Below are 25,105 nucleotides of genomic sequence, written 5' to 3'. Positions count from 1 at the left end.
CAGCAGGGCCGACCGGACATCCAGCAGAGCGCTGAGAGCGGAACCGGATGCGGGGGAAGAGGCGGCTTTCATGTGAGGCTTCAAGCTCCCATTGACGCGAGCAGCATGTAAGCCAGTCGCGCATTGTCGTTACGATTGAGGTCGGTGCCCGTGGGCGTGGTCCGCTGGCTGGCCAGCCGCAGATAATCGGCGGGCTGGACATAAGGCATGTCATTGCCGCCCGGCGGAGAGTTGCCGCCCATCGGCAAATTCGCGCCATTGCCGAGCTTGTCCGCGAACCGGTTGCGGATTTCGTCGAAGCTGCGGGCGCGGCCATTGGAGGCGTAAAAAATGTTGCGATTGGCCCCGGCGGCCTTGCCGAAAAGCGGCGCGGCGGCGGCATCGGGACTGGAGGCATGGGCGGACAGGAATTTGGTGGCCCCGCCTGCACCCAGAAAATGGGCAAGGTACAGATCGACGGGCGCCATCTCGCGGCCCAGGCGCCGCTCCAGATAGGCTTTGTTGTCGGAGGCGAATTCGCCGGCCATCACGGCCGCAACCTCTGGATTCTTGCGCAGATCCAGGATCGCCTGGCGCATCTGCGGATCGGCCACGTTGAAGCGACCGCGCGAATCTTTCTGGATGGCACCGGCTGCCCAGTCGAGGCCGTGATCGGCACCATGCTGGTCGACCACTGCCAGCCAGCTCTGGCTGATAAACTGATAGAGGCCGGTGGCCGAGCTGGTGGGGGCTTTGGCGTTGGGGTTGAGGCCGCTTTCGATGCGGGCCTGGCCCATCAGATAGTCGAAATCGACGCCAGTCCGCTTGGCGGACTGTGCAATGGCGCGGGTGATGCGATCACCGCCCATATTTGCATAGCTGTTGATTCCCGATGGCATGTGCCGACTCCTGTTTGCAGGAGAGAAGCAAAGTCCGTGCCAAGTTCAGCGACAGCGACCGGGAATGATGACAATGAGAAGTGGTTGGGAAAGGAGGCTAAAAAACTTGGCCCGCGCGGGGCGGGCAGGCGCGCTCAGGCGGCGCGCGGGCCGTAGCTGATCGGCTGCGTGTCGGCGCCCAGCAGCTCGAGCCGCTGGCGCGTATGATCGGTCAGTACGCGCAACCGATAGGCCGCGGCAACCGAGAGCTTTTCGATATGCTCGAACTCTTCACGCAAATCCGTGCTGGCGTAGAGCGCAGGGGTGGCCCGCAGTTCATCGATCAACGAGGATAATGTTCCCGTGGCGGTCAGGATGTCGGGCGCATCGCCGGCATCGAGCGCGGCGATCAGCTGCTGCTGCGCAGCCTGGATACGATGCGTCTGCATCACTCGCCGCCGAGCACGTCCATATCGATCATTTTCTGGGCCAGCGCCTGGATATCCAGCACATAATGGCCTGCCGCGATTTCAGCGCGGATCCGTTCGATCTTGGCGCCGTCTTTCGGGGCGCCCTGGCTGGCGATCTTCGCCGCATCCGACTGGCGGACGGCGCTGTCGTCATTGGCTGGGCGGGTTTCACCGACCGCGGAGACGGGTTTGCTGCTCGCGCCACGGATTGCTGCGGTGGAAACGGCAGAATAGCTATTGGGACGATCAATCTTCATGATAACCTCTTACTCTTGTCGCTATCGGTAACGGCAGCTTGGAGAGAACTTTAAGAAAAAAAGATATTGCCGCGATACGGGCGCGGAAAAGCGGCGGTCAGATACCGGATACCGATACTTCGCCAATGTCCACGACGCGGGCCAGAACCGGCTTGGACGAGCGGTCCGCGCGGACCGAAATCATGTCACCGATCTTACCGTTCGCATCCGCAATCATGGTGCGCGAGAGGGTGAAGCCGCGGCCTTCGACGGTCAGGCGAACGGCTTGACCCCGCACGATGGCATCGCGTTCCTGCTGGCGCGCCGCCATTGTTCGCGGTGCACCGTTATTGCTATTGGTTGCGCCGGACGTAGCTGCATCAAGGCGCAGAGGAACCCGGATCGACCATCCAATCGGCTCGCAACGGACCACGGCGGCCCCGAGCACCGGGCCTGAAACGCTCGGCGCATCTGGGCAGGCTTTCAGCTTCAGTCGCCGGTCGATCGGCGTGCGCGCCCCGCCCGGATCGCCAATCTTGGCACCGGCGTGCGCGGCCACCGCCACATCAAGATCATCGAGGCTCTGAAAATTTCCCGCAGCGGCAGGTGCCACGGCGAGAAGGGCCGTGGCGGCGCCGAGATAAAGCAGCTTGCTCTTGGTCATGATAGGGCCTTGCGATCACATGAGGGCATAAGGTTACAGAAGCGCCAGTGCGCCGCTCCTCCCAAGCATAAAGCAAAAGCCGTGCCAGCTAACGATCAGCCAAGGGTGACGATGATTTTTCCCTTCTCGGCCTTGCTTTGCGGCATGGATGGCCGGATCTGTTTGGTCGGATAGCCCGCGCTTTCCAGCGCATACATGATCGAAGCGGTGCGCGCGGCCGCCCGTTCCCAATTGTCCAGCCGGGCCTTTTCGTTATCGGCACCGACGGAAACGGCAATGGTGATGGGGCGCCCATCCGCCTGGCGGGCCAGATAGCGGACCCAGCTTTGCCCCTGCGTGGAAAGCCGCGCCTCGTCCGGTTCGAACAGGCGGGCGATACCGACCTCGATATGGTCGGTATCGCTGCTATGCCGCTTCGGTGACGGCGGCACGATCGAAACGAGCTTCGACTGCTGCAGCTCTCCGATGAGCGCAACAGATCCGAGCAGGATCAGCGACAGGTCGATAAACCCTACCAAAGTGCGTTTATGCGTCATTGCACGGCCTTTCTGCGGCGCGCGTCAGGCGGTTGCGCTTGCGGCTGGGGTTCGGATGGTTGGACGGAGGGGACGAGCGACAGCCTGCTGGCTGCTCCGTCGGGATATTCGCGCCGTGCCAGGGCGATCATGCGCTGCGCGATGCCGTTCTGCCAGTCGGCTTCCTGCCGCCCCAGCATTTCCAGCCGGCGCGCAATCGGCCCGGCGACGAGATGCGCAAAAACCAGCCCGTACAGGCTGGTCAGCAGGCATATGGCCATGGCGCCGCCGATGCCTTCCGCCGTCTCCATGCGCGCAAACATCTGCACCAGTCCCAAAATGGTCCCGAGCATGCCGAGCGCCGGGGCGGCATCGGCAATATCGTTCCAGACTTGGACGATGCGCGTGCGCTGGGTTTCCTGGGCCTCCAGCAGACGTTCCGTCGCCTGACGATAGGCTTCGAATCCCGGCGCATCGGACATGAGCATGCCGAGTTTGCGTGCAAAGGCGCATGTGGCTTTTACGCGATCTGCGCAGCTGACGCCGCGCCGACGTACGCAGTCTTCGATCATCACCACGGACAGGCGCGCGCGTTCGGCCTTTTTGCGGGGCGCGGCCATATGGCCAGCTGCCAGCATTGCGCTGCCCGCCATGCGCAGCCCGTTCTGGACGATGGCGACCAGCATGCAGCCGACACCGACCACGACGAGCGCTACCGGATCGAGATATTGTCCCAGGATTTCGTACGTCATCCACGACCCTTCACACAGCCACCCATTGCGGAGCGGCAAAAATTTGCCGGGCGGCAAGATGTTGCCGCTCGAACGGGTCTGAAACCCGGATAGCGCGACGACACCGCGCAAAAACGCCATTGCTGACGTTTTGGCACGGCCTTTGCTTACCGATACCCGGCAAACCATCGTCCTGGCACTACAACGGCAGGGCACGGTCTGGATTAAGTAGGAAAAGCGTTATGGCAGATAAAATTTTCGGCATTCACGGAGACGCCCTGCAGCTACGCTCGCAGCGGCTATCCATGCTCGCTTCGAACATCGCCAACGCGGCAACGCCTGGATACAAGGCCCGCGACCTCGATTTCGACAAGGCGATGCAGCAGGTGGTGGGCGGCAAGGATGCCGTGGGCGCCATGGAGACCAATGCGGGCTATCGCATTCCGCTGCAGCAGTCGCTCGACGGCAACACGGTCGAGCTTTCCACAGAACAGACCCTCTTCGCCGAGAACGCGGTCGGCTATTCCACCACGCTCTCCTTTCTCGAAGGGCGCGTGAATACCCTGACACGCGCCATCAGGGGAGAATAAGCCATGCCCGGTCCCATGAACATTTTCGACATCTCGGGACGCGCCATGTCCGCGCAGATTACGCGGATGAACACGACGGCGTCCAATCTCGCCAACGCCGGCACCACCTATAAAAGTGCCGAAGAAGCCTATCGCGCGCTCAAACCCGTGTTCCGCACCGCCACGGGCGGCGACGGCGTGGCCACGGTGGATGTCGAGAAAGTCGTCCAGTCCAATATCGAGCCACAGATGCGGCACGACCCCAACAATCCGCTGGCCGATGCCGACGGCAATGTCTGGGATGCCGGTGTCGATGAAGCCGCCGAGCTGATCGATATGATCGAAACTGCCCGGCAATATCAGAACAATGTGCAGGTGATGCAGACGGCCAAGTCGCTGATCCTCGATACCGTAAGGATGGGCCAGTGAGCACCGTAGAAAGCACTCTTCCGCCAGGCCTCGTGCGGGCACAGCCGGCCAATGCGACAGGCGGCGGCAGCCTCGATCAGTCAAGTTTCCTCAAGCTGATGACAGCACAGCTGAAATTCCAGGATCCGTTCGATCCGGTCGATAACAAGGAAATGGTCGGGCAAATGGCGCAGTTCTCGTCGGTGGCGGGCATTGCCGAGATGAACCAGTCGCTCAAGTCCATTTCCGCGTCCTTTTCCGGCACGCGCCTGTCCGAAGCGTCCCAGTTCATCGGCAAGACGGTGCTGGCGGACAGCAATGTTGCAGCGCCGGATGCCGACGGCATCTATCGCGGCGAGATTGATCTGGCCGGACGCAGCGAGAAGCTGACCATCGATCTGGTCGACAGCACAGGCAAGGTTGTCCGCTCGCGCACCGCCGGGCCGATCGAGGCGGGCAGGGTGCCCTTCTCCTTCGACAGCATGAGCGAAGCCGGCACACCCGAAGCTCTTGGCAATCTGACCGTCCGGGTGTCCGGCGGTTCTGCCAATTCCATCGCGACCTGGCTTCCGGTCAGCGCCGTCGGCCTGTCCCCGGCAGGAACCGGCCCCGTTCTGAATACCCCCGTCGGTCCGGTGGACGTGGCCACCGTTCGCGGCGTCAGTTGATCCCCGTCAGCGCCCCGATACCCCGATATTCCACCCAAGTTTCAACGTCGGTTTTTCAAAACCAGTTTATCTACAGGAGTTAATCCATGTCCTTTCTTACCTCGCTCAGCGGCTTGAAGGCAGCACAATCCGATCTTTCGGTGGTCTCTAACAATATCGCCAATGCCAACTCGAACGGCTTCAAGAAGAGCCGCGCGCAGTTCGGCGACCTGTTTGCCGCGTCGCCCACGCAGACGACCAAGATGATTGCCGGTCAGGGCGTGCAGCTGCAGGGTATCGTCCAGCAGTTCACCCAGGGCACGCTGGTATCGACCGACCGTACGCTCGATCTTGCTGTGGCCGGCGAAGGCTTCTTCACGGTGAAGAGCCCTTCGACCACGGGCGCAATCACCTATACGCGCAACGGTTCCTTCGGCATCAACAACGACCGGCAGGTGGTCGATGCGACCGGTAACATCCTGCAGATGCTGCCAGTGGACGCAAACGGCGATACGACGTCGACCAATCAGGCGGATATGATCAATCTGGTTCTGCCGGAAACCGATCCGACCGATCCCAACGCCGTGCTGGCCAACATCGCCGTCAATGCCAAGGGCGTAATCACGGCGACCTATTCCAACGGCAATCAGGAGCCGCTTGGCGCGGCTGCCATGGCCGCCTTCACCGCCGTCGAAGGACTGCGCCCGGTTGGTGACGCGCATTTCCAGGCAACCGGTTCTTCCGGTCAGGCAACGCTGTCGCAGGCAGGCACGGGTTCGGTCGGGACGGTTCGGTCCGGTTCGCTAGAGACCGCCAATGTCGACATTACCGAAGAGCTGGTCTCGCTGATTTCCGCGCAGCGCAACTTCCAGGCCAATGCGCAGGCGATCGAGACCGCGAACAACATGACGCAGACCATCGTCAACCTGCAGGTCTGATCCAGCTGGCCGTCAATAGCCGCCCGACTCTAGGAGCCTTCCATGGATAAAATGGTCCATCTCAGCCTTCGCGCCATGCAAGGGGTGATGAATCGCCAAACCGCGATCGCCAACAACATGGCGAATGCGGACACGACCGGCTTTCGCGCCGAGATCGTGAGCGCGCAGGCGCAATATGTTCATGGTGAAGGGCTGCAGAGCCGGGCGACGCCGAACGAATATGTGCTGACGGCCGATCTGAACCCCGGCGCGATCAAGTCGACGGGTCGCCCGCTCGACATCGCGCTTGGGGGGCAGAGCATGCTGGCCGTGCAGGCACCAGGCGGCGATGAAGGTTATACCCGCCGCGGAGATCTGATGCTGACCGAAAGCGGTCTGCTGACCACTGGCGATGGCCATCCGGTTCTGGGGGAGGGCGGTCCGCTGATCGTGCCCCCGGCCGACAAGGTCACGATTGCCGAAGATGGCGGAGTCTGGATCGTGCCGACCGGCGGCGATCCGAACCAGCCACAGCAGGTAGACCGTTTGCGCGTGGTCAATCCGAACGGCAGCGAGATAGTAAAGGCGGAGGATACCCTCTTTCGCGTTAAGAATGGCGGCGCGCTGCCGTCAGATCCTGATGCAAGGCTGCAAAGCGGTGCTCTGGAAGGATCGAACGTCAACATGACTCAGGCGCTGGTCGACATGATCGAGACCAGCCGAGCCTATGAGGCACAGGTCAAGCTTCTGAGTTCCGCCAAGGAAATGGACGATGGCGGGGCGAGCGTCATGCAACTGCCGGGCTGATGAGCGCCCGGAACCACGCCGCACCGATCGACCGACCAACGGAGATAAAGTCTTATGAGTAATTCCGCCTTGCAAGTCGCCCGCACCGGGCTTGACGCACAGAACACCAAGATGCGCGTGATCGCCAACAACCTGGCGAACGTGAACACCACCGGCTTCAAGCGCGATCGGGCGCAGTTCGAAACGCTGTCCTATCAGCAGGTCGTCCAGAAGGGCGCCGCAGCGGACCAGCAGAACAAGTTCGCCACCGGTCTGTCGCTCGGCACCGGCGTGGCCATTTCCGGTACCGCGCGCATCGATACGCAAGGATCGCTGCAGACCACCGGCAACGCGATGGATCTCGCGATCGAAGGCAATGGCTATTTTCCGGTGCAACTGCCCGATGGCGGCACCGCCTATACCCGTGCGGGCAATTTCAACCTGACTGCCGACGGCACGATGGTGACCAGCGACGGCCTGCCGCTGCAGCCGCAGATCCAGGTGCCGGAAGGCGCGACATCGGTAACGATCGGCGCAGATGGCACAGTTTCGGCCACTTTGCAGGGACAGACTGAACCCAATGAGCTGGGCCGGATCGAGATCGCCAACTTCGTCAACAGTGCCGGGCTGGAATCGATCGGCAACAATCTGTTGAAGGAAACGGCGGCCAGTGGCGCGCCGATCACCGGCGCGGCTGGCGAGGAAGGCCGCGGCGTTCTGCGGCAGGGCGCGCTCGAGGGATCGAACGTCAACATCGTCGAGGAGCTCGTTGACATGATCGAAACCCAAAGAGCCTATGAGGTCAATTCCAAGATGATTTCGGCGACCGATGAAATGCTCCAATTCGCCAACCAGCAGCTGTGAGATTGATGAATAGCATGAAAAATATCGCCATCCTTCTCGCAGCCACGCCGCTTCTGTCCGCTTGTTTAGGCACGCAGCAGGCCCGGCCCGATCCAGCTTATGCAGCCACCATCGCGCCGCCACCGGTTTACCAGCCCGTTGCCGCATCCGATGGTTCGATTTTTCAGGTGGCCAATGGCTATGCGCCGCTGACCTCCGGCGCGCGCGCGGCGCGCATCGGCGATCTGCTGACCATCGCATTGGTCGAGCGGACCCAGGCAGTAAAATCGAACAGTGCCAATGTGGACAAGAACGGCAGCTTCGGCATCACACCGCCGACGACCGGTCCGTTTGATCTGTTCAACCCCAGCGATGTGAGCGTGAGCGGCGGCACCAATTTCAAGGGCGGTGGCAGCGCGCAGCAAAGCAACGCCTTGAGCGGCCAGATCAGCGTTACCGTGGCGCAGGTTTTTCCCAACGGTACCATGCTGGTGCGCGGCGAGAAGCTGATCCGGCTCAATCGCGGCGACGAATATGTGCGCTTCAGCGGCCTTGTCCGCAGCGCAGACATCGGCCCGGAGAATATCGTGCCGTCCACGCGCGTGGCCGATGCCCATATCGATTATGGCGGCGCCGGTGAAATCGCCCAGGCCAGCAAGCAGGGCTGGCTCCAGCGCTTCTTCAACATTGTGAGCCCGTTCTGATGCAGACCATCCTTTCCATTCTTTTCAAGATCGGTCTGGTCCTGACCGCGGGCATATTGGCGAGCGCGCCGGTTTCTGCCGAGCGGATCAAGGATCTTGGCGGCTTCCAAGGTCTGCGCGCCAACCAGCTGACCGGTTACGGCATTGTCGTCGGCTTGGCGGGCACGGGCGATGACAGCCTGGAATATGCCACCGTGGCCATGAAAGGCGTCACCACGCGCTTCGGCCTGACCTTGCCGCCCGGGGTCAATCCGGCAACCAAGAACGCCGCCGCCGTGCTGGTGACGGCGGAGCTTCCCGCGATGGCCAAGCCGGGCCAGCGGATCGATATTACCGTATCGGCCATTGGCAAGGCGAAATCGCTGCGTGGCGGCACCTTGATCATGATGCCGCTGCTGGGCGCGGACGGGCAGATCTATGCCATGGCCCAGGGCAATCTTGCGGTGGGCGGCCTTGGCGTCCAGGGGCGTGACGGCTCCACCACCACCGTCAATATTCCCTCCGTCGGCCGCATCGCGGGCGGGGCGACGGTGGAACGCGTCGTGGCAACGGGTTTCGAGCAGACCCCCTATCTCACTTTCAATCTGGCCGAGGCCGATCTCACCACCGCGCTGCGGGTGGCCGATGCCATCAACGACAAGGTTGGCGAGCAGCTGGCTGCCGCCAATGACGCGGTGTCGATCACCATCCGTGCCCCCACCGATCCGCAAAGCCGCGTGATGCTGATGGGCGCGATCGAGAATATGGAAGTCACGCCTGCCGAAGCGCCGGCCCGGGTCATCGTCAATGCGCGCACCGGTACGGTCGTGATCAATGGCGCGGTGCGGATCAGTCCCGCAGCCGTCAGCCACGGATCGCTCACCGTGCGGGTGGATGAGGCGCCAGCGATCGTGCAGCCCGCGCCGTTCAGCCGTGGACAGACTGCGGTCGAACAGCGCAGCGACATCTCGATCGATCAGGAGCCGGTCAGCACATACATCACCGGCGGCGCATCGCTGTCCGAAATCGTACAGTCGATTAACGCCATCGGCGCCAGCGCATCGGATCTTGCCGCCATTCTGGACGCCCTGAAGCAGGCCGGTGCGCTCAAGGCCGAGCTGGTGATCCTGTGACCGGCCCTATCGCACCAAATCCGGTGGGCGTGACCGCGCCCGCCGCAGATCCCGCCAAGGCGGCGCGCAAGGAAGAATTGCGCGCCGCCGCGGAGGCGTTTGAGGCCGTGTTCATGCGCCAGATGATCGGATCGATGCGCAGCGCCGGTCTGGGCGATGATCTTTTCGGCAACCAGGCGACCGAACAGTTCCGCGATCTGCAGGATTCGCACCTGGCCGATGCCATGGCCAAGGGCAATGATTTCGGCATTGCCGATCTGCTGCTGAAACAGTTTGAGGGCACATTATGAGTGGACTGCTTTCCATCGGTCGCTCTGCGATCAGCAGCTATGGCGCTGCGCTTGAAACGGTGTCGCAAAACATCGCGAATGCGGAAAATGGTGATTATGTCCGCCGTGACGTGGTCCTTGGCGATGCCACGATCTCCGGCTCGCTCAATCCGCTCTATTCCGCGCAAAGCGGGTTGAGCGGAGTGCGCATCAACGGCGTGGCCCGTTCGGGCGACGAATTTCTCGAGGCGTCGGTACGGCTCAGCGGCGCGGCGTTGGTGCGCACGGAAACGCAGGCCAACTGGCTGAGCGCGATCGAGACCGGCCTGGACAGCGGCGGCGAGCATGTCGGCAAGCGATTGGCTGCATTTTATTCGCGTGGTCAGGAGCTGGCGGCAGCGCCGTTCGACAGCGCGCTGCGCGTGACCTTTATCAACGAGATTAACGCCACTGCCGAAACCTTCCGGCGGACGGGCGACAATCTGGAACTGTCTATCGAGCAGATTGGCCTGAAAGCCGATGCCGAACTACTGGGTATCAACGAGGCGCTGTCCAGCCTGTCGCGCGTCAACCTGGATCTGCGTCGCAGCACGCCGGGTTCGCAGGCGCAGGCCGGCTTGCTGGATACGCGCGATGTCGCTCTGGCGGTCATAACCGAGCGGTTGGACGCAAAGATCGAATTTGGCGCCAATGGCGTGGCCAAGGTCAGCTATAATGGCGAAACGATCGTCGAAATCGGCAATTCGGCGACCTTGTCCAGAGAAGACAAGCCGGACGGCAGTTTCAACATTCTGGTCAACGGTGCGTCTGGCAAGGTTCCGGGCAATGGCATGCTGGCGGGATTGAGCCGGGCGCGGACCGCCGCGACGACCGATCTGACTAATTTGAACAAACTCGCTGAAGATTTCGCCACACAGCTGAATGACTGGCATGCGGGCGGATTGACCGACGCCGGCACGGCAGGCGTCCCGTTGTTGACCACCGGCGGCGGCGCATCGGGGCTCAATCTTCAACCTATCGGCGCCGCACAGCTTGCGCTGGCTAGTACCGGCGGCGTTCCCAACGGAAACCTGCTGGAGTTGGACGGCCTGCGCAGCAGCGGCAATATCGAGCGGGACTGGAACCAGATCATCTCGGTGCACGCCAATCTGATATTGGCGACCAAGAACGAGCAGGCCTCTGCCTCCGCGCTGGACCGCAACGCCCGCAGCAATCGCGACTCCCTCTCACGCGTCGATCTCGATCGCGAAACCGCCGATTTGATCCGCCTGCAGCAGTCCTATGAGGCGGCCGGTCGGGTCATTCAGATGGCGCGCGAGACCACCCAGACAATCCTCGGCCTGTTCTGATGCCGCGGACATAGCAGCCCAAGCAGGAAGCCTAACCCATGGTCCAGTCGATCAACCGAAGCCGCCCCCGCGAGGCCGTTCAGCGTCAGCTTGACGTGATGAAAGCCATTGCCGACCAGCAGGCAGCCATTTCGAGCGGCAAGAAACTCGTCAGTCCATCGGATGATCCGCAGGGCTGGCTGGAAATCTCGCAAATTGCGGTTCGTCAGGGCAATGACACGGCGTCCGTATCCAATATATCGCGTGCGGAAACGCGGGCCGTGCAGGCCGAATCCAGCATGGTGGAAATCGCCAACGGCCTGACCCGCGCAAAGGAACTGATCGTCCTCGCCAATAATGAGGCGACCAACGGGGCCAATCAGGAAGGCATCGCCATCGAGCTGGAGGGTATCCTTGCGAACATGCAGGATATCATGGGCCAGGAAGATCCTTTTGGTGGGCCGCTGTTCGGCACCGTCGCCATCGGTGTGCCGATCGGCAGCAGCCGCAATATCATCGCCTCGCCCACTCTTGCCGCGCTGTCCGAAAATATTTCGGATGGAGAGGGGGGCTTAGTGTCGATCACGCAGATCATGCAGAACGCCATCAATGTGGTGCGTACTGGCACCATCACCGAACGGCAGAAAGCCTTGTCGCCGCTTGATAATGCCCTCGGCCGGATGACCGAAACGCTCACCGAGCAGGGCGTGGTGCGTGGACGGCTTGATAGTGCGCGGGCGCAATTCGACGAAAGCCGGTTGGTGCTGGCCCAGCGCCGCAAAGATATCGAAGAGGTGGACATCACCGAAGCGATCACGCGCCTGCAGGCGCTCGACGTCTCGCTGCAGGCGGCACAGGCTGTCTATGCCAAGATCAACTCCCGCTCGCTGATGGATTTCCTGCGCTGATGAATATCCCCGGTTAGCAGGCCATGGCCGCGGTTGATTTAAGATTCGGCAGCCCAATCCGTTAACCTAAAAGAACTATGACTGATCTCGCGCCGGGCGTTTGTGTCTTTGCGGCGAGCGGTCCAATAAAGGATTTTTCTTTACCATGATGCCAGCAATCGGCCTAGTCGTCCTGATCGTCATGGTGTTTGGCGGATTCATTATTTCCGGCGGCAATATCGGTGCCGTGCTGCACGCCTTGCCGATCGAGATGATGGTCATCGGCGGCGCCGCGCTGGCGGCCATCATCACCGGCAATAGCGGCGCGGATATCAAGGCGCTGGGCGGCGGTTTTGCCAAGGTGTTCAAGGGGCCCAAGTTCAAACGGCAGGACTATCTGGACTGCATCTTCCTGTGCGGCAAACTTATGAAGATGCTGCGCTCCGAAGGGCCGGTGGCGCTGGAGCCGCATGTGGAAGACCCGCAGAACAGCGCCGTCTTCGCCGAATTTCCGCGCCTGCTTGCGGACAAGACCCTGGTTTCGCTGATCTGCGACAGCTTGCGTCTGGTAGTTGTATCCTCGGGCGATCTCGATCCGCATTCGGTGGAAGATGTGGTCGATCAGCATCTCAAGACACATCATAAAAGCGTGATGGGCCCGGCGGACAATCTTCAGTGGCTGGCCGATGCACTGCCCGCACTGGGTATCGTGGCCGCCGTGCTGGGCGTGGTGAAGACCATGGGCGCCATCAGCGAACCACCGGAAGTTCTGGGTGAAATGATCGGATCGGCCCTGGTCGGCACATTTCTGGGCGTGCTGCTTGCTTATGGCATCGTTGGCCCGATGGCGAACCGCGTGAAGGCGATCGTCGAGGAAGATCACAAGATCTACGAGGTTGCCAAGCAGATCATCATTGCCAGCCTGCACGGCCATCCGCAGCCGCTGGTAATCGAAGCGGCGCGTTCCGGTCTGGACCATGCCAACCAGCCGAGCTTTGCCGATGTGTTTGACGGTCTGCGGGCGCGCTGACCGATGGCGAGCAAGGCAGACGCGGCCAATCAGCGCCCGATCATCATCAAGAAAATCATCGCCGACGACCATGCCGGTCACCATGGCGGGGCGTGGAAAGTGGCCTATGCCGACTTCGTGACGGCCATGATGGCGTTCTTTCTTCTGATGTGGCTGCTTGGTGCAACCGATGAGGACCAGCGCAAGGGCATCGCGGATTATTTCGCGCCCACGCTGATGGAAATGAAAGAGGGCAGCGCGGGATCAAACGGTCCCTTCGGCGGCGAGTCCATCATGTCGCGTGAGGATTATCCGCACGCGGCCGGCCAGACCGGCACCCGCACCATGACGATCCCGCAGGATGCGACTGGCAGCAAGGACGGCCGCGATGAGCTGGTTCGGCAGCAGGAAAAGGAACAGTTCGACAAGATCGAGAAGGAAATCCGCGATCAGCTGAACAAGGAAGCCGAACTGCGCAAACTGGCCGACAATATCCGCTTCATCCGCACACCCGAAGGACTGCGGATCGAAGTGGTGGATGCCGCCGACTTTGCGATGTTCAAGCTTTCCAGCGATGCGTTGATCCCGCGCGCCACCAAGCTGCTGCAGGCCGTAGCCGGATCGATCGACGGACTTCCCAATGCCATTGCGGTGCGCGGTCATACCGACAGCCTGCCCTATGCGTCCGGTAAGACGATGAACAACTGGCTGCTGTCTGCCGCCCGCGCGGAAGCGACGCGGCAGGCGCTCATGGCAGGCGGACTGAGCGAGAAGCGCTTCGACAAGATAGAAGGCGTGTCTGACCGGCAGCCATTCAATCCGGCCGATGCCGCCGATCCGCGCAACCGCCGCATGTCGATCACCCTGCTGACAGAGGCCGGCAAGAGCCAGATGGAAGCCGCGCTGGTCGATGGACGACGGCAGATCGACGCACGCAAGGCCGCTTCCGAAGGTTGAACGGGCAGCGCTATCCGGCCTTTCCCGTCTGATTATCGGCGAGGGTGACAAACAGGGTGCCGCGCGGTTACAGCGGGCCGGTGATATGCGCTTCCACCCCGTCCCGATTGTGCCGCCGAGGCGGCTTTGACGCTTTAATGGCGCAACCCGTCGTCCGCATCCCGGTGAACAATCCGCCGACCACCTGCGATGAGGGGCGCCGTTATGACTGAGCTGGAACTGCTTGGCTTTGGCGATGCGCCGATCGCGGCCAGTGCCTTTGGCAATTCGAACGATCCACCGCTGCTGTTGCTGCCCGGCAGCGGCCAGTCCCGCAGGGTGTGGGACGATGCTGGCCGGGCGCTGGCTGCGGCGGGCCGTTATGCAGTCAGCCTGGATCTGCGCGCGCCGCCCGGTCCGGACGCACAGCCCTATGATCTCGACACCCATGTGCGCGATCTTTCGGCCATTCTGGCCCGCTTCTCTTCGCGCCCGGTTCTGGTGGGCGCGTCGCTGGGCGGATGGATCGCCATGGCCGCGCTGGGCGAGGGAGAGCCCGATCTGGCGAGCGCGCTGGTGCTGGTGGATTCGCCCCCGCAGATCGACATCGCGGCGGCGCGCGATCACGGCGCGATAACCGAAGATATCGGCGGCGACAGCATGACGATGGAACAGATCGCCGAGCGTTTGCTGGCCGCCGCCGCGCGTATCAGACAGCCCGCGCTGATCGTGCGCGGCGCGCAAAGCCGCTTGAGCACGCCGGAATCCATGGCGCAGCTGGCCGCGGTGATGCGCGATCCGGAGCTGGCGGAGATCGAAGGGGCAGGCCATCTTGCCGCCGCCGAGCAGAGCGAGGTCTTCAATGCGCTGCTGCTGGAATTTCTCGAACGGCGCGTGCCGCGCGAGCCGCCCGAATATCTTCAGGGATCGGACAGCGGCACGCTGCGCGATGCGCTGGGATGTTTTGCCACCGGGGTTACGGTGGTGACCACGGTGGATGAACGCGGCGAGCCGGTGGGTTTGACGGCGAACAGCTTCACCTCGGTATCGCTCGATCCGGAATTGCTGCTGGTGTGCCTGGCCAAATCGGCATCGAGCCTACCTGCCTTTCAGGCGGCAGACCGGTTTGCGGTCAACGTGCTGCATATTGGACAGCAGCCGGTGTCGAACCGCTTTGCAAGCCGGGGCGCGGACAAATTCGCCGATACCGATGTCGAACAATGGGAGGGCGAAGTGCCCATCCTGAAAGGTTCGCTGGCCAGCTTCGAATGCGACAAATTCGCCATGCATGACGGCGGGGACCATGAAATCCTGATCGGCCGGGTCCGGCGTGTGCGCTATGAACCCCAGCGCGATCCGCTGCTGTATTTTCGTGGGAAATACAGGCGTTTGCACTTCGCTTGATAGGGTTTTTATGAAGAAGGACTTTGCACCGGAAGGTGGCAGGGGATGGCGTATGCCATCCGTACGGGCAGCGTCTCTGGGCCTAGCCATGGCTGCCTGGGCACACCCGCAGCTGCTATGCGCACAGCAGAGCGGTTCGGCGTCCGCGGGCGAAGACCGGTCAGGCGATGACGGCCCGCCCATCATCGTGGTGACGGGAGAAGGGTTGCGCGAAACGCCTGGCACCGCGGCTTATGGATCGGTCACTTTGACGCGCGACAGTCTGACATCCACCGGATCGGGCCGGATCGAAGATGCGCTGGCCAATGTCGCCGGTTTCCAGCAGTTTCGCCGCTCGGACAGCCGATCCTCCAATCCATCGGCGCAGGGCGTGACCTTGCGGTCGCTGGGCGGCAACGCCACCAGCCGCGCGCTGGTTCTGCTGGATGGGGTGCCGATGGCCGATCCCTTCTTCGGCTATATCCCGTTCAACGCCATCGCGCCCGAGCGCTTGGCCTCTGCCAGAGTCACGCGGGGCGGCGGCAGCGGGGCGTTCGGTGCCGGCGCGGTGGCAGGGACCATAGAACTGGAAAGCGGCGGGCCGGATCTGTTGGGCCAGATCGACGCCGCCGGCTTCGTCAATGACCGGGCAGAGACGCAGATCAGCGCCCTTTTGGCCCCGCGTCTGGGCAGCGGCTTCGCCGTACTGTCTGGCCGATGGGACCGGGGGCAGGGCTTCTACACCGCGCCGCAGCAGCAGCGCGATTCCGCGAGCGTGCGCGCACAGTTCGACAGCTATTCCATAGGCTTGCGCGCCGCAGTGCCGATAACATCTGACATAGAGCTGCAGGCACGCGGGCTTGGTTTTGCCGACCATCGCACCTTGCGCTTCAAAGGGGCGGACAGCAGCAGCAGCGGTCAGGATGCCAGTCTGCGGCTCGTGGGGCGCGGCCGCTGGCAGTTCGATCTGCTGGGCTATGTTCAGGCGCGCGATTTCTCGAACATCGTCATCAGCTCGACACGCTTCGTCAAGGTGCTCGATCAGCGATCCACCCCGTCGACCGGCCTGGGCGGCAAGATCGAGCTGCGTCCACCCACCGGTGATCACAATGTCCTGCGCATCGGGGCCGATCTGCGGATCAGCGATGGCCAACTGTTCGAGGATGCGTTCAGCGCCTTCACGGGTGTTATCACCGCGCGCCGCAATGCGGGCGGGCGCAACAGCGACATCGGCCTGTACGCAGAAAATGATCTGACGCTTGGGCCGGTGACGCTGACCGGGGGCGTGCGGGCCGATCGCTGGCAGATCGCCGATGGCTTCTTTCGCGAGCGGACGGGCAGCGGCGCCTTGGCGATCGACCGTCGCTATCCGGATCGCAGCGGCTGGGACGGCAATGTCCGGCTAGGCGCGTTGTGGGCCGTGAACCCGCATCTCTCCTTGCGGGCGGCGGGCTATACCGGCCTGCGCGTGCCCACCCTGAACGAACTGTACCGGCCCTTTGTCGTTTTTCCCGTCGTGACGCAGGCCAATGACGCACTGCAGAACGAGCATTTGCGCGGCGCCGAAATCGGTCTGGACTGGCGACCATCCCGCGCTTTCCATATGGCGCTGACGGCGTTCGACAATGATCTGCGTGATGCGGTGGCCAATGTCACGCTGGAGCCTAACCTGCGCCAGCGCCGGAATATCGACGCGGTCGAGGCACGGGGCGTGGAGCTGACCGCCGACGCGCAGTCCGGTATCCTGCGCCTTGCCGGTTCCGCCGCCTATAGCGATGCCGAAACGCGGGGCAGCGGTGTCGCCGCGGCGCTGGACGGTTTCCGTCCGGCGCAGACCCCCCGCTTCTCCGCCAGCACGACCATAGGGCTGCGCCCGGATGCGGGCTGGTCTGTGGCGGCCACCCTGCGCCATGTCGGGGCGCAGTTCGAGGATGATCTGAATACTGACGTGCTGCCCGCCGTCACCACGCTCGATGCCTTTGCCACCGCCGCGCTGTCCGACCGGCTGACCCTCGTGCTGCGCGGGGAGAATCTGTTCGATACCAGGGTGGTGACGCGCAACCAGAGTGGCTCTATCGATCTGGGCGCGCCGCGGGCCATCTGGATCGGCCTGAAAGCGGCGCTGCCGCGCTGACCATCAGGCGCGCGGATGGGCGCTGCGGTAGACGTCGAGCAGATGCGCCGCATCGACGGATGTGTAGATCTGGGTGGAGCTGAGGCTGGCATGGCCGAGCAGTTCCTGAAGCGAACGCAGATCGGCCCCACCGGCCAGCAGATGCGTTGCAAAACTGTGGCGCAGCGCATGCGGCGTCAGCCGCTCCGAAAGCCCCAGGCGGCGGCGCGCGCGCAAAACCGCGCTGCGCATGGCGGCGGGCTTCATCGGGCCGCCGCGCGCACCGCGAAATAGTGGCTCCTCTTTTGCCGCCGGAAAGGGCGTCAGCTCGGTATAACGGGCCACAGCGTCGCGAACGGCTGGCAGCACGGGCACGATCCTGGTCTTGCCGCGCTTTCCCGTGACCCGCAATGTTTCGCCCAGCGGCAGATCTCCGCCAAGCAGCGACAGCGCTTCCGATATGCGCAGCCCGCAGCCATAAAGCAGCAGCAGGACCGCCCAATCGCGTGCGGCAATCCAAGCCTGGGAGGCGGCTTCGGCCATGTCTGCGCCCAGCGCCATGATGTCATCGGGGGCAGACGGGCGGGGCACCGTGCGTTCGGCACGGGGCGCTTTGAGGCGGCGAAGAGTGGCGCTGTCTGTGCCGACATAGGTAAGAAAGGCGCGCAGGGCAGACAGTTCGCGCGCCGCCGAGCGATTGCCGATGCCATCGCCGCGCCGGCTGGCTAGAAATACCCTCAGATCATTTACGGAAATATTTGAAATAGCGTCTTTACTGCAAGAACCGGTTTCGTTCTCGAGGAAAGAGACCAACCGTTCTGCCGTGGTGACATAGGCGCGCACGGTATGCGGTGACCGGCGACGGTCGTCGTTCAGGAAAGCGGCATATTCGCGGATGAGCGTCTGGGCCATGGCGTCAGCCTATCCTAGCCGGGATCACACGGCTACCGGCTCGATCGTCACGATGTCGGCCAGAATGGCATCCAGCAGCGGACGCCCGGCCTCGCTGAGTGCCAGATGGGGGCCATTGCGGATGATCAGGCCATGGCCCTGCAACCGTGACACCGCATTGCAATCGACCAGCGCATCCGGGGCAAAGCCGAAGCGCGAAGCCATGACGTCAAGGCGCACGCCTTCGCGCAGGCGCAAACCCATGAGCAGCGCCTCCATGGCCTGCTCTGACAGGGACAGCGCGTTTTCCAGGCGCAGGCCATGGCCGTTGCGCGCCACCGCGCTCAGGAAATTTTCCGGCTTCTTGTGCCGTTCGGTCGCCATGGCGCGCCGCCGGCCGTGCGCCCCCGGGCCGACCCCGGCATAATCGCCATAGCGCCAATAGGTCAGATTATGGCGGCTTTCCTGGCCGGGGCGGGCGTGATTGCTGGTTTCATAGGCCGGCAGACCGGCCTTTTCTGTGTTGGTCTGCGTGCATGCGAAGAACTCCGCAGCCAGATCGTCGTCCATCGGCGCAAATTCGCCGCGGCGCACATCGCTCGCGAAGCGCGTGCCTTGCTCGATCGTCAGCTGATAGAGCGACAGATGCCCGGTGCCGAAACCGAGCGCGCGATCCAGCTCGGCCTGCCAGGCGTCCAGCGTCTGACCGGGCAGGGCGTAGATCAGATCGAAGCTGACGCGATCGAACTGCTCCTGCGCGGTATCGAGGGCGGCCAGCGCTTCGGTGACGTCATGCGCCCGCCCGAGGAACTGCAACGCGGCGTTATCGAGCGACTGGAGGCCTAGCGACACACGGTTGACGCCAGCCAGCGACAGATCCGCAAAGCGCGCCGCTTCGACAGAGCTGGGATTGGCCTCCAACGTGATTTCGATATCGGCAGCGGGCGTCCAATGGGTCGTGGCGGCGTCGATCAGCCGCGCCACGAGTGTGGGCGGCATGAGCGAAGGGGTGCCGCCGCCAAAGAAAATCGATCCCAAGGTCCTGCCCGGCATCAGGGCCGCCTCATGCGCCATGTCGGCCAGCAAGGCCGCGGCCATGGCATCCTCGTCGATCGCCGCGCGGACGTGACTGTTAAAATCGCAATAGGGGCATTTGCTGACGCAGAACGGCCAGTGAATATAAAGGGCAAGGGGCGCTGGCATGGTCACGCCGTGCCCATATCCGCTCACGCAACGCTTGTCGAAGTTCTATGCGCCGGTACGTCTTCATGATCTGGATCGGCAGATCGGGTCATGAAAATGAAACCTGTTTCCCCGTAGATTGGCCGCCGGCCGATGGTCCTGTTCCGGCTGGCAGGGAGTTCGGAGAAACGGAGAAACACAAACGATGAAAACGTCCATTCTGCTGCTGGTGCCATTTCTGGGAGCCTGCTTTTGCCCAGCCATGCCAATCCAGAGCGCCGGTCCTGTGGCGCAGGGCCCTGCGATGGAGCCATTACAGACTGCGGCGCCCATCCCGCAGCGGACCGCGCCGCCAACGCCCGCTGGCGCTGAGGGCTCTTTGCGGCAAGTCATGCTGACGCGGCACAACAGCGCACGGGCCGCCATGAACGTACCGCCGCTGGTTTGGAGCGACGCGCTGCAAGCCTCCGCGCAGGCCTATGCCGACGATATGGCCGCGATGAACCGCTTTGGCCATGCACAGCAACGGGGTGTGCCGGAAGGTGAAAATCTTTGGATGGGCACGCGCGGCGCTTATTCCTATTCCGATATGGTCGATAGCTGGATTGAAAAAGGCCAATATTATGTCAGCGGGCCCGCGCCGAACAACAGCAGGAGCGGGGTTCAGATGGGCCATTATACGCAAGTCATCTGGCGCGGCTCTACGCAGCTTGGCTGCGCGGTGTCCGAAAATCAGAGCAAAGAGTTTCTCGTATGCCGCTACGCGCCGAGGGGTAATGCCTTCGGGCAGGTGCCGGAGAAAAGCTGACGAGTTGGCTGCCGCCGCGCCGGATCATGGCCCTGTCTGGCAGGGCGGAAGGGGAGCGATCTAGAAGACGGCAGCCACCAGCTTGGCGAAGGCCACCGCGCGATGGTCGATCTCCTGCTTTTCGGCGGGGTCCATCTCACCGAATGTGCGCGTCTCGCCATCGATCATGAACACAGGATCATAACCGAAGCCTTTGCCGCCACGCGGGGGCCAGACCAATGTGCCGGATACGGAGCCTTCAAACAGCTCATGATGCCCGTCTGGCCACATGAGCGCCAGCGTGCTGAAAAAGCGCGCGGATCGGTCGACATCCGGGCCTTGTTCAGCCAATTTGCCCTCGACCTTGCCCATCGCCATGTACCAGTCCCGGCCAGGGCCACCTTCGAAGGCGGCCTTTTCTGCCCAGTCGGCGGTATAGACGCCGGGCGCACCGCCCAGGGCTGCGGCGCACATGCCGCTATCGTCTGCCAGCGCGACCTGCCCGGTAGCCTCCACCGCCGCGCGCGCCTTGATAAGCGCGTTTTCAGCGAAGCTGGTGCCGGTTTCGTCCGGCTCGGGCAGGCCAAGATGCCCGGCCGAAACCGGCTTCATGCCATAGGGGCCAAGCAGCGCGGTAATCTCGCGCAGCTTGCCGTCATTATGCGTGGCGATGATAAGATCGCCGGGGATCAGCTTGCGATGCATGGGCAATCGGCCTCCTGATCGTCATTCCGGAGAAAGCCCGGTTGGAGCAAAGCCCGGAATGACGTTTCATGAATGTTCGAAAGGGTCAGCCCTTTATGGCCGCTTCCTGCGCCTTGAAAATGTCCTCGCAACCCATTTTGGCGAGGCGCAGAAGGCGCAGCAGGCCTTCCTCATCATAGGTCGCGCCTTCGGCGGTGGCCTGCACCTCGGCGATGCGGCCGCCTTCGATCAGCACGAAATTGGCATCGGCATCGGCGTTGCTGTCCTCGATATAGTCCAGGTCGAGCACCGGCGTGCCCTTGTAGATGCCGCAGCTGACGGCGGCGATTTTTGCCTCGATCGGGTCCTGTGCGATCATGCCGCGCTTGAGCAGCCCGTCGACGGCCATGCGCATCGCCACCCAGGCGCCGCTGATCGACGCGGTGCGGGTGCCGCCATCGGCCTGGATCACATCGCAATCGAGCGTAATCTGATGTTCGCCGAGCTTCTTCATATCTACGACCGAGCGCAAGCTACGCCCGATAAGCCGCTGAATTTCCTGCGTGCGGCCGGACTGTTTGCCCTTGGCCGCTTCCCGCATGCCGCGCGTGTGCGTGGCGCGGGGCAGCATGGAATATTCGGCGGTGACCCAGCCTTCGCCCTTGCCGCGCATCCATGGCGGCAAGCGGTCTTCCACGCTGGCGGTGCAGAGCACCCGCGTATCGCCGAAGCTGACGAGGACGCTGCCCTCCGCATGTTTGGTAAAATTCGTCTCGAAACTGAGGCTACGCATTTCGTCGGCAGCGCGGGAAGAGGGGCGCATGGGAATCTCCTGTAATGATGGGAAGCGCCTTAGGCATGCGCGGGGCCGGTGGCCAGTGCATCGCGCCGATACGATGCAATTTGGCATTGCGCCGCCTAGCGACTAGATTGGCAGGCATGTCCACGCCGCCCATCACCGAATTGACCGACCGCACGCGCGACATTTTTCGCAGCGTGGTCGAGGCCTATCTGGAAAGCGGCCAGCCGGTCGGATCGCGCACCATCAGCCGTGCCTCCGACCTGAACCTGTCGCCGGCCACGATCCGCAATGTGATGCAGGACCTGGAAGAGCTGGGCCTGCTCGCCGCGCCGCACACCAGCGCCGGACGACTGCCGACCGATCTGGGCCTGCGTCTGTTCGTGGACGGCATGATGCAGGTGGCCGAACCGTCCGAAGACGAGCGCCAGGCCATCGAATCGCAGCTCAGCGGGTCCGGGCCGATCGAGCAGGCGCTGGCACAGGCGACCGCCATGCTCTCCGGCCTGTCGAGCTGCGCCGGCATCGTGCAGGTGCCCAAGCGGGAGCCGCGGCTGAAGCAATTCGGTTTCGCCCGCCTGTCCGAGACGCAGTTGCTCGTCATACTGGTGGGCGAAGACGGCACGGTGGAAAACCGCATCGTCGATCCGCCGCCCGGCGTGACCGACGCTGCGTTGATCGAGGCGTCCAACTATCTCACGCAGCATCTGGCGGGCATGACCCTGTCCGCCGCGATGGAGCGGATCGACGGCGATATCCGCGATCGCCGGGACGCGCTGGACCGCGCCAGCGCGGCGCTGGTACGCGAGGGGCTGGCCACATGGAGCCTCGACGGCGGCGACCGCCCCGTGCTCATCGTGCGCGGACAGGCTCGGCTGCTGGATGAAAGCAGCGCCGCCGATCTGGACCGGGTGCGCCAGTTGCTCGACGAGATCGAAAGCGAGGAAGAGATCGCCCGGCTGATCGACAGCGCGCGCGAAGCCAAGGCGACCAAGATATTCATCGGTTCGGAGAACAAGCTGTTCTCGCTCAGCGGCTCATCGGTCATCGCTTCTCCCTATAAGGACAGCGCCGGGCGCATCGTCGGCGTGGTCGGCGTGATCGGCCCCACGCGCTTGAACTATGGGCGGATCGTGCCCATGGTGGACTTTACCGCGCGGGCGCTGTCGCGTCTCGTCGACTGACCGTCCGCGCTCCCCCAATTTTTTCGAGAGATTTGAGAGACCCCATGGCTGAACAGAATGATCGCGACACTGCCGAGCAGGAAGCAGAACTGAAGGGCGTGCCCGAGGAATTGCGCGAGGAAACGGCAGAAGAGGCGCCGGAATTGCAGGAGCATGATCGGCTGGCCGAGCTGGAAAAGCAGATCGCCGAAGCCAAGCAGAATGTCCTTTACGCCCAGGCCGAGACGCAGAATGTCCGCCGCCGCGCGGAAAAGGATGCGGCCGATGCGCGCAACTATGCCGCCACCGGTTTTGCACGCGACGTGCTGTCCGTGAACGACAATCTGCAGCGCGCGCTGGATGCCATTCCAAGCGAAGTGCGGGATGAGGAAAAATGGCGCGGCCTGATCACCGGCATCGAGGCGACGGGCCGGGAGCTGGAAAGCGTGTTCAAGAAGCATGGCATCACCCGCGTTGCCGCCAAGGGCCTGCCGCTCGATCCCAATATGCACCAGGCCATGATGGAAATTCCGAGCGATGAAGAACCCGGCACGGTCGTGCAGGAAATTCAGGCCGGTTATATGATCAAGGATCGCCTGCTGCGGCCCGCGCTGGTGGGCGTGGCCAAGAAGGCCGAATAACGCTGGCGACGGCACGCCCGCCCCGTTGAGGGGCGGGGGCAGCCGGGAACATATGGCGCGCGCCGGACGTTGCCGCAGCGTAACAATCAGGAGCGTTTTTCCATGTCCCAGCCAGGTGCAGTCGCCTTCGACACCCCCGTCCGCCGCCGTGCCTTTATCGGCGGCGGCATCATGGCGTCAGCGGCGTTGCTGCTGCCAGGCTGTCAGTCGCTGCCGGGCTTCAGCCTGAACGAGGCGGTGCGCCGCCTCCTCACCTTGAGTTCGCAGAACGCTTTTGCGCAGCTGCTGCAGCCAGGCGGCTTTTACGACAATGAGCTGGACCGTATTCCACTGCCGGATCAGTTCGGCCAGGGCGGGGCGATCATCGGAGCAGTCCTGCGCAGCGCCGCGTTTCGCAATCAGTTGCAACGGCAGCTCAACATCGCCGCCTATGAAGGCGCCCAGCGCGCCGCGCCGCTGGTGACCGACGCGATTCGCAATGCCAGTTTCACCGATGCCACCGCCATCCTGCGCGGCGGCCCGCAGGCGGCCACCGGTTTTTTGCGCGGACGGCTGGGCACCGCGCTGATCACCGCGATGGTGCCGGAAATCGGCGGCGCCCTGCGGCTGGCGCAAAATGATGTGGTCTCCCAGGCCATCCGCGCAGTCAGCGGAGTGGATGTGCAGGGGATTGCGAGCAGCGTCGCGCGGTCGGCCGACAATGTCATCTGGAGCGCCATTGGACGGGAAGAAGCCAGCATCCGCGCCAATCCCCGCGCGACCAATGATCCGCTGCTGATCGGCGCGTTGGGAATAGGCGGCGCGCTCTAGCGCGCAGCTTTTTTCCACAGCTTTCTGTGCATCGAACCTGACAGCGCGGGCGGCAACGCCTAAGCTTGGCTTCAACACAGACAGAGCCGGAGCGCAGCCACATGAAATTCTTCGTCGACACCGCAGACACCGCCGAAATCGCCGATCTTGCCGAGACCGGCCTGCTCGACGGGGTCACCACCAATCCGTCGCTGATCAAAAAGGCGGGGCGCGATTTCAAGGAAGTGGTGGCCGAGATCTGCGGACTGGTCGACGGGCCGGTGAGCGCCGAAGTCGTCGCACTGGATCATGACGGCATGATGCGTGAAGCGGAAACGCTGCGCAAGATTGCGGACAATGTCTGCATCAAGGTGCCGCTCACCATGGACGGCTTGAAGACCTGCAAGAAGCTGACCGAAGACGGCACGCTGGTGAATGTCACGCTGTGCTTCTCGGCCAATCAGGCGCTGCTGGCGGCCAAGGCCGGGGCCAGCTTCATCTCGCCCTTCGTTGGCCGGCATGACGATAACGGGTTCGACGGCATGAAGCTGATCGACGATATCCGCCTGATCTACGACAATTATCTGTTCGAGACGGAAATTCTGGTCGCCTCCATCCGGCACCCGATCCATGTGCTGGAAAGCGCGCGCATCGGTGCGGACGTGGCGACCATGCCGCCCGCCGTCATTCGCGGTCTGTTCAAGCATGTGCTGACCGACAATGGCATCGCTGCCTTCATGAAGGACTGGGAAGCCACCGGTCAGTCGATCGGCTGACCACATTGG

30 protein-coding genes are annotated in these 25,105 nt (G+C 63.0%); 20 read left to right on the top strand and 10 right to left on the bottom strand.

Annotated features, from left to right (window positions below):
* Positions 1-80 precede the first annotated feature (80 nt).
* The 6 genes from G410_RS0105380 to G410_RS0105355 form a co-directional block, all read right to left on the bottom strand.
* Entirely contained in the window at positions 81-878 is a 798-nt protein-coding gene (locus G410_RS0105380; protein WP_022672629.1) for a transglycosylase SLT domain-containing protein, read from the bottom strand.
* 134 nt (positions 879-1,012) lie between these two features.
* On the bottom strand, positions 1,013-1,306 hold the full coding sequence (locus G410_RS0105375) for a hypothetical protein (protein WP_022672628.1): 294 nt from the start codon (positions 1,304-1,306) through the stop codon (positions 1,013-1,015).
* Positions 1,306-1,584, bottom strand: coding sequence for a flagellar biosynthesis anti-sigma factor FlgM (locus tag G410_RS15780; RefSeq protein WP_022672627.1), 279 nt, complete (start codon positions 1,582-1,584; stop codon positions 1,306-1,308). The genes G410_RS0105375 and G410_RS15780 overlap by 1 nt, the downstream gene beginning before the upstream one ends.
* Positions 1,585-1,681: 97 nt before the next feature.
* Positions 1,682-2,227, bottom strand: coding sequence for a flagella basal body P-ring formation protein FlgA (locus tag G410_RS0105365; protein ID WP_022672626.1), 546 nt, complete (start codon positions 2,225-2,227; stop codon positions 1,682-1,684).
* A gap of 95 nt (positions 2,228-2,322) precedes the next feature.
* Positions 2,323-2,763, bottom strand: a complete 441-nt coding sequence (locus G410_RS0105360; protein ID WP_022672625.1) for a hypothetical protein — start codon at positions 2,761-2,763, stop codon at positions 2,323-2,325.
* Positions 2,760-3,494 carry a MotA/TolQ/ExbB proton channel family protein gene (locus G410_RS0105355; protein ID WP_162604076.1) on the bottom strand — a complete coding sequence of 245 codons (735 nt, stop codon included), beginning with the start codon at positions 3,492-3,494 and terminating at the stop codon, positions 2,760-2,762. The genes G410_RS0105360 and G410_RS0105355 overlap by 4 nt, the downstream gene beginning before the upstream one ends.
* 221 nt (positions 3,495-3,715) lie before the next feature.
* Here G410_RS0105355 and flgB point away from each other — a divergent pair, with 221 nt between their 5' ends.
* The 15 genes from flgB to G410_RS0105280 all read left to right on the top strand — a co-directional run bounded on the left by flgB (position 3,716) and on the right by G410_RS0105280 (position 17,405).
* Positions 3,716-4,063 (top strand): flagellar basal body rod protein FlgB, encoded by a 348-nt coding sequence (gene flgB, locus G410_RS0105350; protein ID WP_022672623.1) that lies wholly within the window; start codon positions 3,716-3,718, stop codon positions 4,061-4,063.
* A 15-nt stretch (positions 4,064-4,078) separates the two neighbouring features.
* Entirely contained in the window at positions 4,079-4,471 is a 393-nt protein-coding gene (flgC, locus tag G410_RS0105345) for a flagellar basal body rod protein FlgC (protein ID WP_028971101.1), read from the top strand.
* On the top strand, positions 4,468-5,118 hold the full coding sequence (locus G410_RS15775; protein WP_022672621.1) for a flagellar hook assembly protein FlgD: 651 nt from the start codon (positions 4,468-4,470) through the stop codon (positions 5,116-5,118). The genes flgC and G410_RS15775 overlap by 4 nt, the downstream gene beginning before the upstream one ends.
* 86 nt (positions 5,119-5,204) lie before the next feature.
* Entirely contained in the window at positions 5,205-6,035 is an 831-nt protein-coding gene (locus G410_RS0105335) for a flagellar hook-basal body complex protein (protein ID WP_022672620.1), read from the top strand.
* Positions 6,036-6,077: 42 nt separating this feature from the next.
* Entirely contained in the window at positions 6,078-6,821 is a 744-nt protein-coding gene (locus tag G410_RS0105330) for a flagellar basal body rod protein FlgF (protein WP_022672619.1), read from the top strand.
* Between the two features lie 54 nt (positions 6,822-6,875).
* Positions 6,876-7,664 (top strand): flagellar basal-body rod protein FlgG, encoded by a 789-nt coding sequence (flgG, locus tag G410_RS0105325; protein ID WP_022672618.1) that lies wholly within the window; start codon positions 6,876-6,878, stop codon positions 7,662-7,664.
* Between the two features lie 5 nt (positions 7,665-7,669).
* On the top strand, positions 7,670-8,347 hold the full coding sequence (locus G410_RS0105320; RefSeq protein WP_022672617.1) for a flagellar basal body L-ring protein FlgH: 678 nt from the start codon (positions 7,670-7,672) through the stop codon (positions 8,345-8,347).
* On the top strand, positions 8,347-9,459 hold the full coding sequence (locus G410_RS0105315) for a flagellar basal body P-ring protein FlgI (RefSeq protein ID WP_022672616.1): 1,113 nt from the start codon (positions 8,347-8,349) through the stop codon (positions 9,457-9,459). The genes G410_RS0105320 and G410_RS0105315 overlap by 1 nt, the downstream gene beginning before the upstream one ends.
* On the top strand, positions 9,456-9,749 hold the full coding sequence (locus tag G410_RS18265) for a rod-binding protein (protein ID WP_022672615.1): 294 nt from the start codon (positions 9,456-9,458) through the stop codon (positions 9,747-9,749). Before G410_RS0105315 ends, G410_RS18265 begins: the two co-directional genes overlap by 4 nt.
* The gene (locus G410_RS0105305) at positions 9,746-11,077 is read left to right on the top strand and encodes a flagellar hook-associated protein FlgK (protein ID WP_022672614.1); all 1,332 of its coding nucleotides are present in this window, start codon (positions 9,746-9,748) and stop codon (positions 11,075-11,077) included. The genes G410_RS18265 and G410_RS0105305 overlap by 4 nt, the downstream gene beginning before the upstream one ends.
* Positions 11,078-11,115: 38 nt before the next feature.
* Positions 11,116-11,964 (top strand): flagellin, encoded by an 849-nt coding sequence (locus G410_RS0105300; RefSeq protein ID WP_022672613.1) that lies wholly within the window; start codon positions 11,116-11,118, stop codon positions 11,962-11,964.
* A 145-nt stretch (positions 11,965-12,109) separates the two neighbouring features.
* Positions 12,110-12,973 (top strand): flagellar motor stator protein MotA, encoded by an 864-nt coding sequence (gene motA / locus G410_RS0105295; RefSeq protein WP_022672612.1) that lies wholly within the window; start codon positions 12,110-12,112, stop codon positions 12,971-12,973.
* A 3-nt stretch (positions 12,974-12,976) separates the two neighbouring features.
* Positions 12,977-13,909 (top strand): flagellar motor protein MotB, encoded by a 933-nt coding sequence (locus tag G410_RS0105290; protein WP_022672611.1) that lies wholly within the window; start codon positions 12,977-12,979, stop codon positions 13,907-13,909.
* A 204-nt stretch (positions 13,910-14,113) separates the two neighbouring features.
* Positions 14,114-15,292 carry an alpha/beta fold hydrolase gene (locus G410_RS0105285; RefSeq protein WP_022672610.1) on the top strand — a complete coding sequence of 393 codons (1,179 nt, stop codon included), beginning with the start codon at positions 14,114-14,116 and terminating at the stop codon, positions 15,290-15,292.
* Positions 15,293-15,380: 88 nt separating this feature from the next.
* Positions 15,381-17,405, top strand: coding sequence for a TonB-dependent receptor (locus tag G410_RS0105280; RefSeq protein WP_022672609.1), 2,025 nt, complete (start codon positions 15,381-15,383; stop codon positions 17,403-17,405).
* Positions 17,406-17,408: 3 nt separating this feature from the next.
* On the opposite strand, the gene G410_RS0105275 is transcribed toward G410_RS0105280, so the two are convergent.
* Complete coding sequence (locus tag G410_RS0105275; protein WP_022672608.1) at positions 17,409-18,296, bottom strand: tyrosine recombinase XerC; 888 nt, start codon at positions 18,294-18,296, stop codon at positions 17,409-17,411.
* Between the two features lie 24 nt (positions 18,297-18,320).
* Complete coding sequence (gene hemW / locus G410_RS0105270) at positions 18,321-19,478, bottom strand: radical SAM family heme chaperone HemW (RefSeq protein WP_022672607.1); 1,158 nt, start codon at positions 19,476-19,478, stop codon at positions 18,321-18,323.
* 184 nt (positions 19,479-19,662) lie between these two features.
* Here hemW and G410_RS15770 point away from each other — a divergent pair, with 184 nt between their 5' ends.
* On the top strand, positions 19,663-20,265 hold the full coding sequence (locus tag G410_RS15770; protein WP_022672606.1) for a CAP domain-containing protein: 603 nt from the start codon (positions 19,663-19,665) through the stop codon (positions 20,263-20,265).
* Between the two features lie 60 nt (positions 20,266-20,325).
* Here the strand turns inward: G410_RS15770 and rdgB are convergent, their stop codons facing one another.
* Positions 20,326-20,949 carry an RdgB/HAM1 family non-canonical purine NTP pyrophosphatase gene (gene rdgB / locus G410_RS0105260; protein WP_022672605.1) on the bottom strand — a complete coding sequence of 208 codons (624 nt, stop codon included), beginning with the start codon at positions 20,947-20,949 and terminating at the stop codon, positions 20,326-20,328.
* An 85-nt stretch (positions 20,950-21,034) separates the two neighbouring features.
* Positions 21,035-21,751 carry a ribonuclease PH gene (gene rph, locus G410_RS0105255; protein ID WP_022672604.1) on the bottom strand — a complete coding sequence of 239 codons (717 nt, stop codon included), beginning with the start codon at positions 21,749-21,751 and terminating at the stop codon, positions 21,035-21,037.
* Positions 21,752-21,867: 116 nt separating this feature from the next.
* Between rph and hrcA the strand changes: the two genes are divergently transcribed.
* The 4 genes from hrcA to fsa all read left to right on the top strand — a co-directional run bounded on the left by hrcA (position 21,868) and on the right by fsa (position 25,096).
* Entirely contained in the window at positions 21,868-22,911 is a 1,044-nt protein-coding gene (gene hrcA, locus G410_RS0105250; RefSeq protein ID WP_022672603.1) for a heat-inducible transcriptional repressor HrcA, read from the top strand.
* A gap of 44 nt (positions 22,912-22,955) precedes the next feature.
* The gene (gene grpE / locus G410_RS0105245; RefSeq protein WP_022672602.1) at positions 22,956-23,531 is read left to right on the top strand and encodes a nucleotide exchange factor GrpE; all 576 of its coding nucleotides are present in this window, start codon (positions 22,956-22,958) and stop codon (positions 23,529-23,531) included.
* Between the two features lie 102 nt (positions 23,532-23,633).
* Positions 23,634-24,341, top strand: coding sequence for a DUF4197 domain-containing protein (locus G410_RS15765; protein WP_051137227.1), 708 nt, complete (start codon positions 23,634-23,636; stop codon positions 24,339-24,341).
* A 101-nt stretch (positions 24,342-24,442) separates the two neighbouring features.
* Complete coding sequence (gene fsa / locus G410_RS0105235; RefSeq protein ID WP_022672600.1) at positions 24,443-25,096, top strand: fructose-6-phosphate aldolase; 654 nt, start codon at positions 24,443-24,445, stop codon at positions 25,094-25,096.
* Positions 25,097-25,105: the final 9 nt, after the last annotated feature.

Source organism: Novosphingopyxis baekryungensis DSM 16222, assembly GCF_000420305.1.
Lineage (GTDB): Bacteria > Pseudomonadota > Alphaproteobacteria > Sphingomonadales > Sphingomonadaceae > Novosphingopyxis > Novosphingopyxis baekryungensis.
This window is presented reverse-complemented; position numbering and strand designations above follow the sequence as displayed.